This is a genomic window from Onishia taeanensis (assembly GCF_900100755.1).
GTDB lineage: Bacteria > Pseudomonadota > Gammaproteobacteria > Pseudomonadales > Halomonadaceae > Onishia > Onishia taeanensis.
The window spans coordinates 24007-39904 of sequence record NZ_FNCI01000006.1; the positions used below are offsets into that span (position 1 = coordinate 24007).

General features: G+C 65.9%; 14 protein-coding genes. 8 read left to right on the plus strand and 6 right to left on the minus strand.

The genetic code is table 11. The features are described 5' to 3' along the window. Positions 1 to 43 precede the first annotated feature (43 nt). The 4 genes from BLR71_RS09580 to BLR71_RS09595 all read right to left on the minus strand — a co-directional run bounded on the left by BLR71_RS09580 (position 44) and on the right by BLR71_RS09595 (position 4440). Positions 44 to 1093: a FecCD family ABC transporter permease gene (locus tag BLR71_RS09580; protein WP_092525495.1), complete on the minus strand. Its 1050-nt coding sequence runs from the start codon at positions 1091 to 1093 to the stop codon at positions 44 to 46. 23 nt (positions 1094 to 1116) lie between these two features. Beyond that, positions 1117 to 2046: an ABC transporter substrate-binding protein gene (locus BLR71_RS09585; protein ID WP_092525497.1), complete on the minus strand. Its 930-nt coding sequence runs from the start codon at positions 2044 to 2046 to the stop codon at positions 1117 to 1119. Further along, positions 2046 to 2363 (minus strand): DUF2218 domain-containing protein, encoded by a 318-nt coding sequence (locus BLR71_RS09590; protein WP_092525499.1) that lies wholly within the window; start codon positions 2361 to 2363, stop codon positions 2046 to 2048. The genes BLR71_RS09585 and BLR71_RS09590 overlap by 1 nt, the downstream gene beginning before the upstream one ends. 94 nt (positions 2364 to 2457) lie before the next feature. Further along, positions 2458 to 4440, minus strand: coding sequence for a ligand-gated channel protein (locus tag BLR71_RS09595; protein ID WP_092525501.1), 1983 nt, complete (start codon positions 4438 to 4440; stop codon positions 2458 to 2460). Between the two features lie 149 nt (positions 4441 to 4589). On the opposite strand from BLR71_RS09595, the gene BLR71_RS09600 reads away from it, so the two are divergent. Further along, complete coding sequence (locus BLR71_RS09600; protein WP_092525503.1) at positions 4590 to 5510, plus strand: LysR family transcriptional regulator; 921 nt, start codon at positions 4590 to 4592, stop codon at positions 5508 to 5510. A 51-nt stretch (positions 5511 to 5561) separates the two neighbouring features. Here BLR71_RS09600 and BLR71_RS09605 read toward each other — a convergent pair whose 3' ends face one another. Beyond that, the gene (locus BLR71_RS09605) at positions 5562 to 6356 is read right to left on the minus strand and encodes an SDR family NAD(P)-dependent oxidoreductase (protein WP_092525505.1); all 795 of its coding nucleotides are present in this window, start codon (positions 6354 to 6356) and stop codon (positions 5562 to 5564) included. A gap of 259 nt (positions 6357 to 6615) precedes the next feature. Between BLR71_RS09605 and BLR71_RS09610 the strand changes: the two genes are divergently transcribed. The 7 genes from BLR71_RS09610 to zapE all read left to right on the plus strand — a co-directional run bounded on the left by BLR71_RS09610 (position 6616) and on the right by zapE (position 14456). Next, the gene (locus BLR71_RS09610) at positions 6616 to 7830 is read left to right on the plus strand and encodes an aspartate aminotransferase family protein (protein ID WP_092525507.1); all 1215 of its coding nucleotides are present in this window, start codon (positions 6616 to 6618) and stop codon (positions 7828 to 7830) included. A gap of 65 nt (positions 7831 to 7895) precedes the next feature. Then, entirely contained in the window at positions 7896 to 8960 is a 1065-nt protein-coding gene (locus BLR71_RS09615; RefSeq protein WP_092525509.1) for an arginine N-succinyltransferase, read from the plus strand. Further along, entirely contained in the window at positions 8960 to 10006 is a 1047-nt protein-coding gene (gene astA / locus BLR71_RS09620; protein ID WP_092525511.1) for an arginine N-succinyltransferase, read from the plus strand. The genes BLR71_RS09615 and astA overlap by 1 nt, the downstream gene beginning before the upstream one ends. 115 nt (positions 10007 to 10121) lie before the next feature. Next, positions 10122 to 11591: a succinylglutamate-semialdehyde dehydrogenase gene (gene astD / locus BLR71_RS09625; RefSeq protein WP_092525513.1), complete on the plus strand. Its 1470-nt coding sequence runs from the start codon at positions 10122 to 10124 to the stop codon at positions 11589 to 11591. Between the two features lie 32 nt (positions 11592 to 11623). Continuing rightward, complete coding sequence (locus BLR71_RS18005) at positions 11624 to 11749, plus strand: hypothetical protein (RefSeq protein ID WP_281241764.1); 126 nt, start codon at positions 11624 to 11626, stop codon at positions 11747 to 11749. Then, positions 11746 to 13101, plus strand: a complete 1356-nt coding sequence (astB, locus tag BLR71_RS09630; RefSeq protein ID WP_092525515.1) for an N-succinylarginine dihydrolase — start codon at positions 11746 to 11748, stop codon at positions 13099 to 13101. The genes BLR71_RS18005 and astB overlap by 4 nt, the downstream gene beginning before the upstream one ends. A 188-nt stretch (positions 13102 to 13289) precedes the next feature. After that, positions 13290 to 14456 carry a cell division protein ZapE gene (gene zapE / locus BLR71_RS09635; protein WP_092525517.1) on the plus strand — a complete coding sequence of 389 codons (1167 nt, stop codon included), beginning with the start codon at positions 13290 to 13292 and terminating at the stop codon, positions 14454 to 14456. 19 nt (positions 14457 to 14475) lie between these two features. Here the strand turns inward: zapE and BLR71_RS09640 are convergent, their stop codons facing one another. After that, complete coding sequence (locus BLR71_RS09640; RefSeq protein ID WP_092525519.1) at positions 14476 to 15864, minus strand: PepSY-associated TM helix domain-containing protein; 1389 nt, start codon at positions 15862 to 15864, stop codon at positions 14476 to 14478. Between the last annotated feature and the right edge of the window lie 34 nt (positions 15865 to 15898).

A 15898-nucleotide genomic window follows, 5' to 3' on the forward strand; every position in this document is an offset into this window, starting at 1 on the left:
CATCGGGTGTCGGGCTTGATCGAGCGTCGTTGTTGGTGTGGCGTCATAGGGATGGCAGGCGGCGCGATCGCACCACTGCGACCAGCACCGGCGCGCCGATCAGCGCAGTAATCACTCCAAGCGAGAGCTCCGAGGGCCTCACCGCCAAACGGGCGACGATGTCGGCGGCGATCACCACGATAGGGCCTAGTAGTAGAGCGAGCCATAGGGTACGGCGGATGTCGGGGCCGGCGAGGGCTCGTGCGGCGAAGGGCACCACTAGGCCGACGAAGGCGATCGGGCCAGCCACTGCGGTCGCCGCGCCCACTAACAGGGCGACCACGGCGATAGCCAGCAGCCGGACGCGGCTTGGGTGATGGCCAAGCCCGACGGCGACCCGTTCGCCAAGCGCCAGTGCCGACAGGGGGCGAGCGATGCTCAGCGTGATGACTGCGGCTAGCGAAAGGCTTGGCAGAATGGCCTGCAGGTCGGAGAGACGTCGTCCGGCCAGGCTACCCACCAGCCAGAAACGAATTTCGTCGGCGGCGCGCTGATCCATCATCAACAGCAGCGAGGTCAGGGCGCCGAGTAGGCCGGAAAGCACGGCGCCGGTCAGCACCAGGCGAACCGGGTCCTGACCCAATGCACTGAGACGACCGGCAGCCAGCACGCCGGCACAGCCGGCCAGCGCGCCGAGTTGGGCGACCGAGACACGCAGGGTGGCGGCGCTGGCGCCGAGTACCAGCGCCAGGGCAATCGCGAAGGCACTGCCGGCACTGACGCCGAGCAGTCCGGGCTCGGCGAGCGGATTACGGGCGACCGTTTGCAGCAGCGCCCCGGCCACACCCAGCGCAGCGCCCACCGCCAGTCCGATGAGAGTGCGTGGGCCGCGCAGTTCGAGAATCACGAAACGCGCCTCATCGCTTGCGGCCGCCGCGCCTAAGGGGTGGCCGGCAAGCGTCGCCAGTGAGGCCAGCGGCCCGACCTCTCCGGCGCCGATCACCAGGCTTGCCAGGCACAGCAGGCACAGGGCGCCCAGCAGCCAGAGCCCTGGAACGACCAGGGGACGTCGACGCTCATCGCAAGGAGCGTCGTCCTCGCTGGTAGTGGCCATCGCCATTCCTCGCCGCGCAGCCGTCACGGCTGCGCTGACGCGATGTCATCGAGAATCGCGTTGGCGGCCAGCGGCCCTGAAGCGCTGGTCCACAGCTGGCCGTCGACCGGTACCACATGGTCGCGCTTGGCCGCGTCCAGGCGGGCGAAGGCCGGCGAGCTCTTGGCAGCCGCCAGGGCGTCGTCGCCTTCGGCATTGAGCGTGGCCATGAACAGCCAGTCGCCATCCAGGCGCGACAGATTCTCGAGGCTCAGTGGATCGCTATGCGGGCGGCCCTCGGGCACGCTCTCGCCGCCCAGAACCGTGAAGCCGCTATCCCGTAGCAGTTGGGTGGCGAAGAGCCGGGGCGACATCAGGAGTGCTCCCTGGGGCATCCAGCGTGCCAGAGTGGCGGTTTGGTTGTCCGCCGCCTTGGCGCGCAGCGTTGCGGCGCGTTCTTCCACCGCGTCGATGGCGGCCTCAACGGGGGCCTCGCGGCCCAGCGCCTCGGCGAAGAAGCGGGCCTCTTGTTTCCAGGCGTCTTGAGAAAAGGGCTCGACGGCGGGCACCAGGGTCGGGGCGATCTGCGACAGCAGCCGGTACTGCGTCTCGGGCAGGCGCGGTGAGGCAAGAATGATATCGGGCCGTTGGGCAACGACGGCTTCGATATTGGTCTCGCGAGCCGTACCGACGATGGCAATGCCGGCCACGCGCTCCTGTAGATAGCGGGCCACGTCATCGCCGCCTCGGGTCGCGATGGCGGCCAGTGGCGTCACCCCGGCGGCCAGGGCGGTATCCAGGGCGCCTTCATAGAGGGTGACCACTCGCGCTGGCTGGCCTTCGACGTTGACCTCACCATAGGCGGTGTCCAGGGTCCGCGCCGTTGCCGGCGGGGCTGCCAGCAGTAGGCCAAGGCCGAGGCTCGCGAGCAGGGTGAAAAGGGCCTTGCCCCGGTGGCGTTTGGCGATCCGCATCAGGCGTCTCCTGCGGTGGAATGGGCCGCTGGGGCGCCTGGCTGCCAGTCGATTGTCAGGGGCTCCTTGCGGGCGAAGCGCAGCAGGTGATCGGCGGTCACCTGCTGGAGTCGCTCGAGCTGCGCCTCGTCGTCTGCCTGGCCTTCGAGCACCAGCGTCTGGTCGCGAACCTCGAGTCGGGTCAGGCCCATGGGAAAGTGGATCTCACCCTGGTGATCGTCGAACGAGACCTCCAGCTTGTGTGAGAAATGGCGGCATAGCTTCTTCATGTGGAGCGACGGCGACGCGGTGACAATCAGTGCATGCGTCTTGAGCATCAGGGCTCTCCTTCGAGTTGGGTGGGTGTGAAAGGGTGAACTTGAGTCGGGACGTTTTCCGGCACGCTCAGGCGTGCCGGGCGTTCGTGGCGCGTTAGAAGTCGATGTTCAGGCCCAGCCAGTAGCGGCGGCCGTCCTCGACGTAGCCGTAATCGTCGTAGGTGACTGATTCATCGAAGAGGTTGTAGACACCTAGATTGAGCTTGGCCTGCTCGGTCAACTGATAGCCAAGGCCGGTGTCGACGAAGGTGTAGGAGGGCGCGACGATGGCATCCTGAGATGGGCCGGTATTGGGCTGGCTTTCCTCGCCTCGATAGGTCACGCGAGCCCAGGGCGTCAGGCGCTGTGAGGCCTGCCAATCAAGCGACAGGCTAGCCAGATACTTGGGTAGTTGAGTCAGCGGTTCGCCCTCGTACTGTCCGCTCTTCTGTTCGGAGTCGGTGTAGGTATAGCTAGCCGAGGCCTCGACGCTATCCCCAAGCGGCGCCGACAGTGACAGCTCGACGCCCCGAGTGACGGCTTCATCGACGTTGATGCGGTAGGTCGGGTCGGAGCCGAACTGGTTGGGGCCGGCGGTGCAGACGTCGTCCGGGCAGGCGATGCGGGTGATCTTGTCCTTGAAATCGTTGTGGAAAACGGTAATGCCAGCATCGACTCCGCCACGCGTTGAGTAGAGCAGGCCGAGTTCTTTGTTCAATGAGGTCTCAGGTTCGAGATCCGGGTTGCCGTAGACGTTGCCCCCGCGGCTGATCTGGCCCCAGTCGGCGGTGATCTCGCGAAGGCTGGGCGAGCGATAGCCGGTGGATACGCCGCCCTTGAGGGTCCAGCGGGGCGTCAGGTTCCACACGCTGTAGAGGCGCGGGCTCAGGTGGCTGCCATAGTTTTCGTTGTCGTCCAAGCGCAGCCCGCCGGTGAGCGACCAGTCCTGGGTGAGCATCCATTCGTCTTCGACGAACAGCGCCCACTGCGAGGATTCTATTTCGTCCCGGTCGGAGATCTGGTTGGAGGTGTCATCGGAGAGCGACTCTTCCTCGTAGCCGGCCCCTAGGGTGACGATATGTGCTGCGAGTGGTATCACCAGGCTGGATTTGGCCGTGGTGTTGGTGATCTCCATCTCCCGGGACTTGTTTTCGCTGACCTCGCGCTGCACATAGGATTCGCTGGTGCCAAGATCCCAGCGGCCGCTGTGGCTCAGGGCAATATGCTCGCGGGTGTACTCGTTGTACGAGTCCTCGCAGCCGCCGCGGCAGCCTTCGCTGGGTGCGGATCGCCCTAGTCTTTCCTCTCGGGCCTGCTCCGAACGGCCGGCTTCCAGGGTGAGATCATGGTCCTCGTTGGCGGTCAGCGTCAGGCGCGCGGTAAGGCTGCGCAGGTCGCTTTTGGCATGGCCATTGACGATCTCATCCTCGTCTCGGGCACTGGTCTGGCCGTATACCTGAAGGCCCAGCAGCCCCGGTGCCAGCGGGCCACTAAGATAGACATTGGTCTGCTGGCTGTTGCCTGAGGCACTGTCTTCCTGGAGAACCGTCTGGGTCTGTAGGTTGCCGTGCCAGTCATCGGCCACCTTGCGGGTGATGACATTGATGACCCCGCCGATGGCATCTGAACCGTAGAGGGTCGACATCGGCCCGCGCACTACCTCGATGCGCTCGATGGCGGAAAGCGGCGGCAGCCAGCCCTGTTCAATGCCGGGACCGTCGCTGTTGGGACGCGACTCGCGGCTGCTTTGCGGCTTGCCGTCGATCAGCAGCAGAGTGTAGTCGGCAGGCATCCCCCGCATACTGATGTCCTTGGAGGCGCCCGCGCCGGTGACGATTACCCCAGGCACGTCGCGCAGGGCATCGGTGACGTCGCGATAGTAGCGATCTTCCAGGTCCTCGCGTGTCAGTACGCTGATCGAGGCCGGAGCATCTTTCGTCTGCTGCTCGAAGCCTGCTGCTGTCACCACGATGTTATCCAGTGTGGCGGTATCTTCCGCTGTGACTGGATCGGTCTGTGGGGCTGAAGCGGCCTGCGCCGTGGTGCCAAGCCCGGCCACCATCAAGCCGAGCAGGGTTTTTTGAAAATGAATTGCCATGTTGTCCCTTGCGCTTTTGTTAATGCGAATCCTTGTGATTTGCATTATTTCATCGGCTCGGGTCAGATGTCCTGCGACGCCGCGTTGCAGCTTCTGCAACGTTTGGCCCTGCACAGCGGATGACGCGAAGGATAGGAAGACGTTAAAACATGTATGACTTTGATGAGTTGGCTGCTTTCGCGGCCGTCATGGAGGATGGCAGCCTTGCGCGCAGTGCCACGCGACTGGGGGTGTCCAAATCGACCCTGAGCCGACGCATCCATCAACTGGAGCACCACCTGGGCCAGCCGCTGCTGCGCCGTCAGTCCAACCGCATGATCGCCACTGAGGCCGGAGAGGTCTTCCTGCGCTATTGCCACCAGCTTCAGCAACTGGCCCAGCAGAGCCATCAGGCGCTGGATGAGCTCAAGGAGGCGGTCAGCGGTGAGATCACTGTGCACGTGCACAGCATGTTCCTGCGCGGCTGGTTCACGTCCTGCGCCGAGGCGTTCCTTGCGCGCTATCCGGGCGTGAGGCTCGATGTACGCACCCAGGGCGCGGTGCCATCGGTGGGCGACGACCGGACGCTATGCCTGTGGCTTGGCAGGGTGCCGGAATGCGGCCTGCGTCAGGAAATCCTCGGGCGCTTGAGTCGCCATCTCTACGCGCATCCGGATTATCTGAACCGGCGTGGGGAACCGTCGCATCCTCGTGAGCTTGCCGGGCATGACTGGGTGGATCTGCTGGGGGACAGCATGGAAGGGCTTACCCTGCATCATGATCAGGAAGGCATCGTCGACGTAGCGCCATCACCGTCGCGGCTGCGAGTCGACCAGTACAGCATGCACATCGATGCCATCGCCCGGGGGAGAGGACTTGGGGTGTTACCGGACTGGATGGTGGCGGGGCGCGAGCAGGCGCATCCCGGTGAGCTGATGGCCTGTCTCGAGACATGGCAACCGGCGGATTTGCCGGTCACCCTGCTGTACCCTTTTGGCCATCAGCCCAGGCGGGTCACCAGTTTTTTGGAGATGCTTCGGCAGTCGGTCCCACCGGCATGGCAGCGTGACCGACACTCGGCGCTGGCCTAGTCATGGTTGGAATGATCATGGCCTAGGGAGCCAAGCCATCGAGTGGTGCCGTCAGGCCATGGTGTCGACGATGCCGCCTTCCACCCGCAGCGCTGCGCCGGTGGTGGCGCTGGCCTGAGGCGAGGCCGCATAGACGCTCATGTTGGCGACTTCCTCTGGCGTTGCCAGGCGCTGAATGATCGAGGAGGGACGATTTTCCTGCACGAAGCGAGCTTCCATCTCTTGCTGAGAGATGCCCGCCTCATCGGCGGCCTGCTTGAGCATCTCGAGCACGCCTTCGGAGCGGGTCGGCCCCGGCAGAATGGCGTTGACGGTGACGTTGGTGCCGGCAAGCACCTTGGCAAGCCCGCGAGAGATCGACTGCACCGCGCTCTTGGTCATGCCGTAATGGACCATTTCGCTGGGAATGTTCAGCGCCGACTCGCTGGACAGGAACTGGATCCGCCCCCAGTCGCGCTCGCGCATGCCCTTGGCGTAGTGGCGTGACAGGCGCACCGCACTCATCACGTTGACGTCAAAGAACTGCTGCCAGGTCTCGTCGTCGGTCTCGAAGAAATCCTGAGGGGCGAAGATGCCTACGTTGTTGATCAGGATGTCGGTGTTGGGCTGGGCGTCGATCAGCGCCTGGCAGCCCTCGGCCGTGCCCAGGTCGGCGGCAACCCCGCTGATGCTTGCCTGGGGCTGCGCTTGCTTCAGACTGGCAATGGCGTCGTCGACGCGGGACTGAGTGCGCCCGGTGATCACCACCTCGGCGCCGGCTTCGGCGAGTCCGCTGGCGATGGAATAGCCGATGCCGGCGGTGGAACCGGTAACGATGGCATGCTTGCCGGATAGATCGATACGCATGTGGCAGACTCCTTGTGGAATAGGCCCTGGCGGGCTCGTCTGAAAGCCCTGGTGGGGCAGGAGATGTTTTTAGCCTGCTAATAAGATGGGGTGCTCCCCGGATTCTTCAAGGGCCGTCTTCAAGGGTGGTTATCGACGCCGATGGCCTGATGGCCGCCCGCCGCTTTTCATAATTCGCCGTCCCATCGCTGAAAGCCGAGCGTGACGGCGCCCCCGTATACTCTTTCAATACCCAGATCCCAAAAGGATGGAACAGACCATGAGCTATACCCCGACCCGCAGCGACTTCGACCGCTATATGGCGCCCAACTACGCGCCCCAGCAAGTGATCCCGGTGCGCGGCGAGGGGAGTCGCCTATGGGATCAGGAAGGCCGCGAGTATATCGATTTCGCCGGCGGCATCGCTGTCAACGCCCTCGGCCACTGCCATCCGGTGCTGGTCGACGCCCTCAAGGATCAGGCCGATAAACTCTGGCACCTGGCCAACGTCTACACCAACGAGCCGGCCCTGAAGCTCGCCAAGACGCTTACCGAGCGCACCTTCGCCGACAAGGTGTTCCTGTGTTCCTCCGGCGGCGAAGCCAATGAAGCGGCGCTCAAGCTGGCCCGTCGCTGGGCCTACAACGAGCACGGCGAGCACAAGGACAAGATCATTTCCTTCCGCCAGTCGTTCCACGGCCGCACTTTCTTCACCGTCAGCGTCGGCGGCCAGCCCAAGTATTCCCAGGGCTTCGGGCCGGTGCCTGGCGGTATCCTGCACGCCGAGTTCAATGACCTCGAGGCGGTGCGCGAGCTGATGGGCGACGACACCTGCGCGGTGATGGTCGAGCCGATGCAGGGCGAAGGCGGCATCGTGCCGGCCACCCAAGAATTCCTCGAGGGCGTGCGGGCGCTGTGTGACGAGCACCAGGCGCTGCTGATCTTCGACGAGGTGCAGACCGGCGTCGGCCGCAGCGGCTCGCTGTACGCCTACATGGAATACGGCGTGACCCCGGACATCTTGACCAGCGCCAAGTCGCTGGGCGGCGGTTTCCCGGTCGGCGCCATGCTGACCACCGACGCCATCGCGCCGGCGCTGGGCATCGGCACCCACGGCTCCACCTACGGCGGCAACGCTCTGGCCTCCGCCGTGGCGCTGGCAGCAGTCGAGTTCATCGACACCCCCGAGGTGCTCGAGGGCGTCAAGCGTCGCCACGCGCTGTTCCGCGAGCTGCTCGAGGAGATCAACCACAAGCATGGCGTGTTCAAGGAAGTGCGCGGCATGGGCATGCTGATGGGCGCGCAGATGTCGCCCGCCTTCGAGGGCCGCGCCAAGGACATCCTGCCGCTGGCCATCGAAGAGGGGCTGATGGCGCTGATCGCCGGGCCCAACGTGTTGCGCATGGCGCCGTCGCTGGTGATCCCCGAGGAAGACATCCGCGAGGGCATGGCGCGCCTCGAGCGGGCCATCGCCAAGCTTGTCGCCCAGGCATGAGCGCTACCGTGACGGCCTCAGCCCAAGGTTCAGCCCCCACTCATGGCCACGATGGAGGACAGCCCATGCTGGTCGTTCGTCCTGCCCGGTCGGCGGATCTGCCGGCCCTTGAGCGCCTGGCCGGCACCGCCACGCCGCGCCTGACTAACCTGCCGGCCCACCGCGATCGTCTGGAAGAGCGGATCACTCGCTCCCAGCGCTCCTTTAGTCGCGCGGTCGACTTTCCCGGCGACGAGCACTACACCTTCGTGCTCGAAGATCGGGAACGCGGCGAGGTGGTGGGTACCGCTACCATCCGCGCCCAGGCCGGCGCGGTGGATGCCTACTACACCTACCGTCAGGAAACCCTGATTCACGCCTCGCAGCAGCTCAACGTGCGCCGCGAGGTGCAGACCCTGTCGCTGTCCCACGAGGTTTCCGAAGCGTCACTTTTGTGCGCGCTGTCGCTGGACCCGCGCTACAAGGGCACCAGCGCCGAGAGCCTGCTGCGCCGGGCGCGACTGATGTTCATCGCCCAGTACCCGGAGCGCTTCGCCGATCTGTTGGCGGTGGCCTTCCCGGGGTTTCTCGACGAGGCGGGCGAGTCACCGTTCTGGGCGAGCGTCGGCGAGCACTTCTTCCAGCGCGGCTATCAGGAGATCAACCATATCGCCGGGGTGCGCTCGAAGAGCTTCATCGCCGAGGTGATGCCGCAGTTCCCACTCTATCTGCCGCTGCTCACGCCGCCGGCGCGGGCCGCCATCGGCCGCGAGCATCCGGACCATGAGTCGGCGCTCGAGGAGATGCTGGCCGAGGGCTTCGTGCGCAGCCGCCATGTCGACATCTTCGATGCCGGCCCGGTGATCAAGGGCGAGCGAGAGCGTCTGGAGACCTTCCGTCGCGCCAGCTGGCACCCGGTACGCATCCGCCCGGCCGCCTCACTGCCCGATGCGGAACCGGCGATGATCGCCAACCAGAAGCTCGGCGAGTTCCGCTGCGTGGTGGCCCGCTATGCGCTGTCGCCCACCGGGCAGTTGATGCTCTCTCCCGAGCATGCCGAGATCCTCGGCGTCGAGGAGGGCCGCGCCGTGCTGGCCGCGCCCCTGGCGCTGCCCGACGCCATCGATGCCCTCGACGAAGGAGAACTGTGATGCGCATTCGTCCGATTGCCCGCGGCGACCTGGACGGCCTGCAGGCCCTCTCCCGACAGACCGGCGTCGGCTTCACTTCGCTGCCCGACAACCGCGAATTCCTGGCAAGCAAGATCGAGTCGGCGGCGCGTGCCTTCGAGGAGCGCACTCCGGTCGATGATCGCCTGTACTTCTTCGTGCTGGAAGACGAGGACAACGGCGAGCTGGCCGGCTGCTGCGCCATCGAAGCCCAAGTGGGCCGCGAGGTGCCTTTCTATCACTACCGGCTCGGCACCCTGGCGCATTCCTCGGTGCAGCTCGATCTGCACCGCACCATCGACACTTTGTTTCTGAGCTCGGATCACACCGGCGATGCCGAGGTGGCCTCGCTGTTCCTGCGTCCGGAATACCGCGGTGCCGACCGTCGCCACGAGCGCAACGGCGCCCTTTTGTCCAAGGCGCGCTGGTTGTTCATGGCCCAGTTCCGCGACCGCTTCCCGGACAAGGTGCTGGCCGAGATGCGCGGCGTCTTCAACAAGGAAGGCGTGAGCCCTTTCTGGGAGAACCTGGGCAGCCACTTCTTTCCGCTCGAGTTCAATCAGGCCGACCGCCTGACGGGCCTTGGCCAGAAGAGCTTCATCGGCGAGCTGATGCCCAAGTTCCCGATCTACACCACCTTCCTCTCGAAGGAGGCCCAGGCCTGCATCGGCGAGGTCCACGAGCACACCCGCCCGGCGCTCGAGATGCTCAAGAAGGAAGGGCTGCGCTGGGAAGGCTATATCGACATCTTCGATGCCGGCCCGACCGTCGAGGCCTATATCGACGATGTGCGCGCGGTGCGCAACTCGACGCTCTGCCGGGTGGAAGTGGGCGCCGAGCCCGCCACTGAGCTTGGCAGCGATACCCGCGAGCGCCCGGAATGGCTGGTGTCGACCACCGCTATGGTCGGCTTCTGCGCCTGCTGGGTGGGTCGCGGCCCCGAGGGCGAGGTCATCACTCTGACCGAGACTGAGGCACGCCGCCTTGGCGTCGGCACCGGCGACAGCGTGCGGGTGCTCAGCACCTGAGCCGCGACGGACCACCACAACAATTCGCGACCGGACGTCACGGCAGCGCCGCGCTATCCGGTTGGCCACCCACTTCGCAGGCGCGGCGGTCCCGCCGCGCGCAAGGAGAGATTCCATGCACGCCAAGCAGCAACTCCTGATCGGCGCTACCTGGCTTCCCGGTGAGGCCGAGGGCTTCGTCAAGACCGACCCGGTGTCTCATGACACCCTGTGGCAGGGCAGCAGCGCCAGTGCCGAGCAGGTCGGGGCCGCGGTCGAGGCCGCCCGTGGCGCCTTCCCGGCCTGGGCTCGTACCCCCTTCGCCGAGCGCCAGGCGCTGGTCGAGCGCTTCCGCGACGTGCTCGATGGCCGCCGTGAGGTGCTGGCTACCGCCATCGCCCAGGAAACCGGCAAGCCGCTCTGGGAAGCGCGTACCGAAGTCGGCGCCATGATCGGCAAGGTGGCGCTGTCGGTGGCCGCCTATCACGAGCGCACCGGCGAGCGCAGTAAGGACGTCAACGGCACCCAGGCGGTGCTGCGCCATCGCCCGCATGGCGTGCTTGCCGTGTTTGGCCCCTACAACTTCCCCGGCCACCTGCCCAACGGTCACATGGTGCCGGCGCTGCTGGCCGGCAATACCGTGGTTTTCAAGCCCAGCGAGCAGACGCCGCTGACCGCCGATCTGACCCTGCAGTGCTGGCGAGAGGCCGGCCTGCCGGACGGCGTGATCAATCTGGTCCAGGGCGCCGCCCCGGTCGGCCAGGCGCTCTCCGCCCATCCCGGCATCGACGGCCTGCTGTTCACCGGCAGCGCCAAGGTTGGCGGCATCCTGCAGCGCCAGTTCGCCGGCCAGCTCGACAAGATCCTGGCGCTGGAGCTTGGCGGCAACAATCCGCTGGTGGTCAAGGACGTGCCGGATGAGCGCGCCGCGGTGCTGGCCATCCTGCAGTCTGCGTTCCTTTCCGGCGGCCAGCGCTGCACCTGCGCGCGTCGCCTGATCGTGCCGGAAGGCCCGGTGGGTGATCGCCTGATCGAAGCGTTGGTCTCGGCCATCGCCAAGCTGCGGGTGGCCGGCCAGTTCAGCGAGGACGCGCCCTTCTACGGAGGCCTGGTCAGCCGCGAGGCGGCCGATGGCCTGCTCAAGGCTCAGGATGACCTGGAAGCCATGGGCGGCAGCGTGCTTTCGCGCATGCGCCGCCTGGAAGAGGGCACCAGCCTGCTGTCGCCGGCATTGGTCGATGTCACGGGCATCGCGGTGCCGGACGAGGAGCACTTCGGTCCGTTGCTCAAGGTTTACCGCTACGCCGATTGGGACGAGGCGATCGCCCTGGCCAACGATACTCGCTACGGCCTCTCCGCCGGGCTGATCGGGGGCAAGCGGGCCGACTGGGACGACTTCCTGCTGCGGATTCGCGCCGGCATCGTCAACTGGAACCGCCAGACCACCGGCGCCTCCGGTGACGCGCCCTTCGGCGGGGTGGGCGACAGCGGTAACCACCGCCCTAGTGCCTACTATGCTGCCGACTACTGCGCCTACCCGGTCGCCTCCATGGAGGCCGAGAGCCTGGTACTGCCCGAGACCCTGCCGGCGGGGGTGGTGCTATGAGTGAGCCTGTGATTCAGCAAAGGATGGTATCGGTGGCCAAGGCACTCCCAGTGCGCTCATACAAGACCACTGCCGACTACTGCGCCTACCCGGTCGCCTCCATGGAGGCCGAGAGCCTGGTGCTGCCCGAGACCCTGCCGGCGGGGGTGGTGCTATGAGCCAGACCATTAGCGACGTGCGGGAAGTGAACTTCGATGGCCTGGTCGGGCCGACCCATAACTACTCGGGGCTGGCTCACGGCAATGTGGCCTCGATGAGCCACGGTGGCCTGGTCTCCAACCCTCGGGAAGGGGCCCTGCAAGGCCTTGGCAAGATGAAGTCGCTGATGGATGCGGGCTATGCCCAGGGCGTGCTGCCGCCCCAGCAGCGCCCGGACCTCGGTGCGCTGCGGGCGCTGGGTTTCTCCGGCAGCGACGGCGAAGTGCTGGCCCGGGCCGCCAAGGAGGCGCCGCAGATCCTGCGTGCGGTCTGCTCGGCCTCCAGCATGTGGACCGCCAACGCCGGCACCGTGACGCCGAGCGTCGATGCCCCGGATGGCCGTGTGCACTTCACCCCGGCCAATCTTCAGTCGAGCTTCCACCGCTACCTGGAGCCGCAGACCACGGGTCGGGTGCTGGCGGCGATCTTCGAGAACGAGGGCTACTTCGCCCACCATCCGGTGCTGCCCGCCACTCCTGCGTTCTCCGATGAGGGCGCGGCCAACCACACCCGCCTGTGCGGTGCCTACGGCGAGCCTGGCGTGCACTTGTTCGTTTACGGCCGCCAGGCCTTCGGCGGTGATGGCATCGAGCCCAAGCGTTACCCTGCCCGCCAGACGCTGGAGGCCAGCCAAGCGGTGGCCCGCCAGCATGGCCTGACTGACGCCCAGACGGTATTCGCCCAGCAGCATCCAGAGGCCATCGACGGTGGCGTTTTCCACAACGACGTGATCGCGGTGGGCAACGGCCCGGTGCTGCTCTACCACGCCAAGGCCTTCCGCGACGAGGAAGGCACCCTGGACGAACTGCGCGCCAAGATGGCCACGCCCTTGATCCCGGTGCGGGTGCCGGAAGAGGCTGTCAGCCTCGAGGATGCCGTGGGCTCGTATCTGTTCAACTCGCAGCTGCTTTCGAACCCGGACGGTTCGATGACCCTGGTGGTGCCCGGCGAGTGTCAGGAGAACGAGGCAGTGTGGCGCACCATTCAGGATCTGCTGATCGCTGGCGCGAACCCGATCAACGAGGTGCTGGTCAAGGACGTCAAACAGAGCATGCGCAACGGCGGTGGCCCTGCCTGCCTGCGCCTGCGCGTGGCGCTGTCCGATGCCGAGCGTAGCGCCGTGACCGGTCGAGTGCTGCTCAACGATGGCCTCTACGCCGATCTCACCGCCTGGGTGGAGAAGCACTATCGCGATCGCCTAGCGGTGGAGGATCTGGCCGACCCGCAGCTTGCCGTCGAGACCCTGACCGCCCTGGACGAGCTGACCCAGCTTCTCAAGATCGGCTCGGTATATCCGTTCCAGCTGGGATAGGTCGCTGCACCTTGGTGACTGGCAACATCATGCCCTCGTCGGCCTTCCTGGCCGGCGGGGGCGTTTTTTATCCTGCCCCGACGCCAGCAGGTTTTAGTGCGCCGCTTTCTAGCCTGCCGTGAGGCTGGCACAGTAAAGGCTCTTTCGATCTTTTTTTACTACGACATCTTACTGCGCAGGCACCGCCGATGACTATTTCGCCCCTTGACGCCTACGAGCATGCCCTCGAGCACGGCTTCGTCGAGGATGCTGCCCAGCGTCAAGCCGTCGAGGCGCTGGACGCCTGTGCCCGGGCGCTGCACGGAGCCTGCGCCAAGGGGACAGAAGACGAGCAAGCGCCCTCTGGCCCAGAACGCGTCAGGGGGCTCTACCTCTGGGGGCCGGTGGGGCGCGGCAAGACCTGGCTGATGGATCGGTTCGTTGCCTCGCTCGAGGTGCCGGTGCGTCGCCAGCATTTTCATCACTTCATGCGCTGGGTGCACCAGCGTCAGTTCCAACTGATGGGCACCTCCGACCCGTTGGGGCGGCTGGCGGCCGAACTGGCTGACGAGGTGCGGGTGCTGTGCCTGGATGAGCTCTACGTCAACGACATCGCCGATGCCATGCTGCTGGGCGGGGTGCTGATCGCGCTGTTCGAGCAACGAGTGGCGCTGGTGACCACCTCCAACCAGGCGCCTGACCAGCTTTATGCCGACGGCTTCAATCGCGAGCGTTTCCTACCGGCCGTCGCTGCCCTCAAGCAGCATCTGAAGGTGATTCACCTCGACGGCGGTCAGGACCATCGCCAGCATCCGGGCGAGGCCCGCAAACGTTACTGGATAGTCGAGCCAGGAGCGCCGAGCCCGCTGCCTGCGGTCTTCGATGAGTTGGCCTCAGGGCAAGCGACCACCAGTGAGCCCATCAGCCTGGGGCACCGTGAAATCGAAGTGAAGCGGCAAGGGAAAGACGTGCTCTGGTGTTCTTACGCTGCGCTTTGCGAGCAGCCGCTATCGGCGCTGGATTTCATCGGCCTCTGTGACCGCTTTCGGGCCATCCTGCTGGACGGGGTGCCGAGCCTTAGCGGGGAGCCGGAGGCCGCGCGCATCGCCCGCGGCACCGAGGACGGCGTAGAGCGAGTCGAAGCGGGCGACCGGTCGCTACCGGCGCTTTCACCTCAGGATGACGGCGTGCGCCGCTTCATTGCCCTGGTCGATGAGTGCTACGACCGCGGCATTCCTCTCTACCTCGCCGCCCAGGTGCCCCTCGAAGCGCTTTACTCCAAGGGGCACCTGGCCTTTCCCTTCCGGCGTAGCCTGAGTCGCCTGCAGGAAATGCAGCTCAGCCGCTTCGGTGTCGACCTGGCGGCTGAGGGCTGAAGCTAGAAGGCAGTTTCGCCTAGCGCGAATCGCTGATGGCCGTGCTTTCCATCGCGTGTCTGTTAGCACGCAGACCGTCGATGCCTAGCAGTATGAGCAGGCTCACGCCCATCACCGGCATGGCGATGCCCAGCCCCAGGGCGGTAGCGCCCATCACGATCAGCGTGGCCGGTGGCAGGCGGCGCAGTAGCGGCCACAGGGCCTGACCGGCGTTTGGCTGACGGCGGCGCCACCACATCGCGTATCCCCAGCTCACCATGACGATGATGCCGATCCCCAGCGCGGCTAACATGAGTTGGTTGGGCAGGCCGAACAGCACGCCCATGTGGGCATCGATGCCCCAGCGGGTCAGCTTGGCCGGCAGCGGATAATCGCCGAAGCGCACCTGATCGAGCACTGCAAAGCTCTGCGGATGGATGGCGACCTCGTCGACCTGCGAGGGCCAGGCGCGGTCAATTTCTCGCACCTTCCATGCCTGCTCAGGGCCGGGCACACGGAGCTCGATCTTGCCGGCATCCAGGCCTGCCTGACGGGCCGCGGCCAGCACCCGGTCGGCATCGCCCACATTCGACAGGGCGCTCTGGGTGTGCGATGCCTGATGGTCGGCGTGAGCATTCGTGGCGCTGGGCGCGCCCAGCTCGAGCGATACCCGGGGCGTGCCCCAGCCGCCGGCCTTGAGCAGGGTAAAGAAGTTGGCGCCTGCCCATTTGGACCAGGTCATGCCGGTGGCCGAGAGGGCAAGCAGGCCTATCAGCAGCACGAGCCCCAGCAGGCTGTGACGTCGGCGGGTGCGCAGGCGCTTGGCCGTCCGGGTCTGCTTGCCTGCGTCGACCCTGGGGCTTGGCGAAAAGGCCCAGATGGCAAGCCCGCCCAGCGCCGCGAGCCACAGCCAGGACGCGGCCAGTTCGCTGTAGAGCCGGCCGATATCGCCCTGCAACAGGTTGCGGTGCAGCTGGTCGATGATGCGTCGCAGCGGCAGCACGCCGCTGGTGCCGTAGACCGTCATGTCGCCGCGCACGACAAGGCTCGTTGGGTCGATGAAGATGGCGCGATGTTCGCTGCCCTTGAGGCTTGGATCGTTGAACATCACCCGGGTGGTGGTGCCGGGTTCGGGAGCGGGACGGATGGCGCTGGGGGCGCGGTCATCCCCCAGATAGGCTTGGGCCACGGCGATCTGCTCTGCCAGCGGCGCGGGGGCGGCATCGGCTGTGCTTTGCGTCGGGTCGGTGGTCAAGGCCTGGTGATAGATCGCCTGCTCGAGGGCCGGCGTCAGCGCGTAGAGAGTGCCGGTCAGGGCGGCGAACAGAATGAAGGGGCCGACCATTAGGCCGATATAGCCATGCAGGCGGATGATCAGCGCCTTGAGGATGCTGGCGGTACGGGGTGGCGCGGTTGCGTGTTCGGTCATGGGGTATCTCTGATGGGTGAAGCAGCACCCTGCG

Coding starts and splice junctions, on each gene's coding strand:
- BLR71_RS09580 (WP_092525495.1), bottom strand. CDS start 1,093: ATGGCCACTACCAGCGAGGACGACGCTCCTTGCGATGAGCGTCGACGT.
- BLR71_RS09585 (WP_092525497.1), bottom strand. CDS start 2,046: ATGCGGATCGCCAAACGCCACCGGGGCAAGGCCCTTTTCACCCTGCTC.
- BLR71_RS09590 (WP_092525499.1), bottom strand. CDS start 2,363: ATGCTCAAGACGCATGCACTGATTGTCACCGCGTCGCCGTCGCTCCAC.
- BLR71_RS09595 (WP_092525501.1), bottom strand. CDS start 4,440: ATGGCAATTCATTTTCAAAAAACCCTGCTCGGCTTGATGGTGGCCGGG.
- BLR71_RS09600 (WP_092525503.1), top strand. CDS start 4,590: ATGTATGACTTTGATGAGTTGGCTGCTTTCGCGGCCGTCATGGAGGAT.
- BLR71_RS09605 (WP_092525505.1), bottom strand. CDS start 6,356: ATGCGTATCGATCTATCCGGCAAGCATGCCATCGTTACCGGTTCCACC.
- BLR71_RS09610 (WP_092525507.1), top strand. CDS start 6,616: ATGAGCTATACCCCGACCCGCAGCGACTTCGACCGCTATATGGCGCCC.
- BLR71_RS09615 (WP_092525509.1), top strand. CDS start 7,896: ATGCTGGTCGTTCGTCCTGCCCGGTCGGCGGATCTGCCGGCCCTTGAG.
- astA (WP_092525511.1), top strand. CDS start 8,960: ATGCGCATTCGTCCGATTGCCCGCGGCGACCTGGACGGCCTGCAGGCC.
- astD (WP_092525513.1), top strand. CDS start 10,122: ATGCACGCCAAGCAGCAACTCCTGATCGGCGCTACCTGGCTTCCCGGT.
- astB (WP_092525515.1), top strand. CDS start 11,746: ATGAGCCAGACCATTAGCGACGTGCGGGAAGTGAACTTCGATGGCCTG.
- zapE (WP_092525517.1), top strand. CDS start 13,290: ATGACTATTTCGCCCCTTGACGCCTACGAGCATGCCCTCGAGCACGGC.
- BLR71_RS09640 (WP_092525519.1), bottom strand. CDS start 15,864: ATGACCGAACACGCAACCGCGCCACCCCGTACCGCCAGCATCCTCAAG.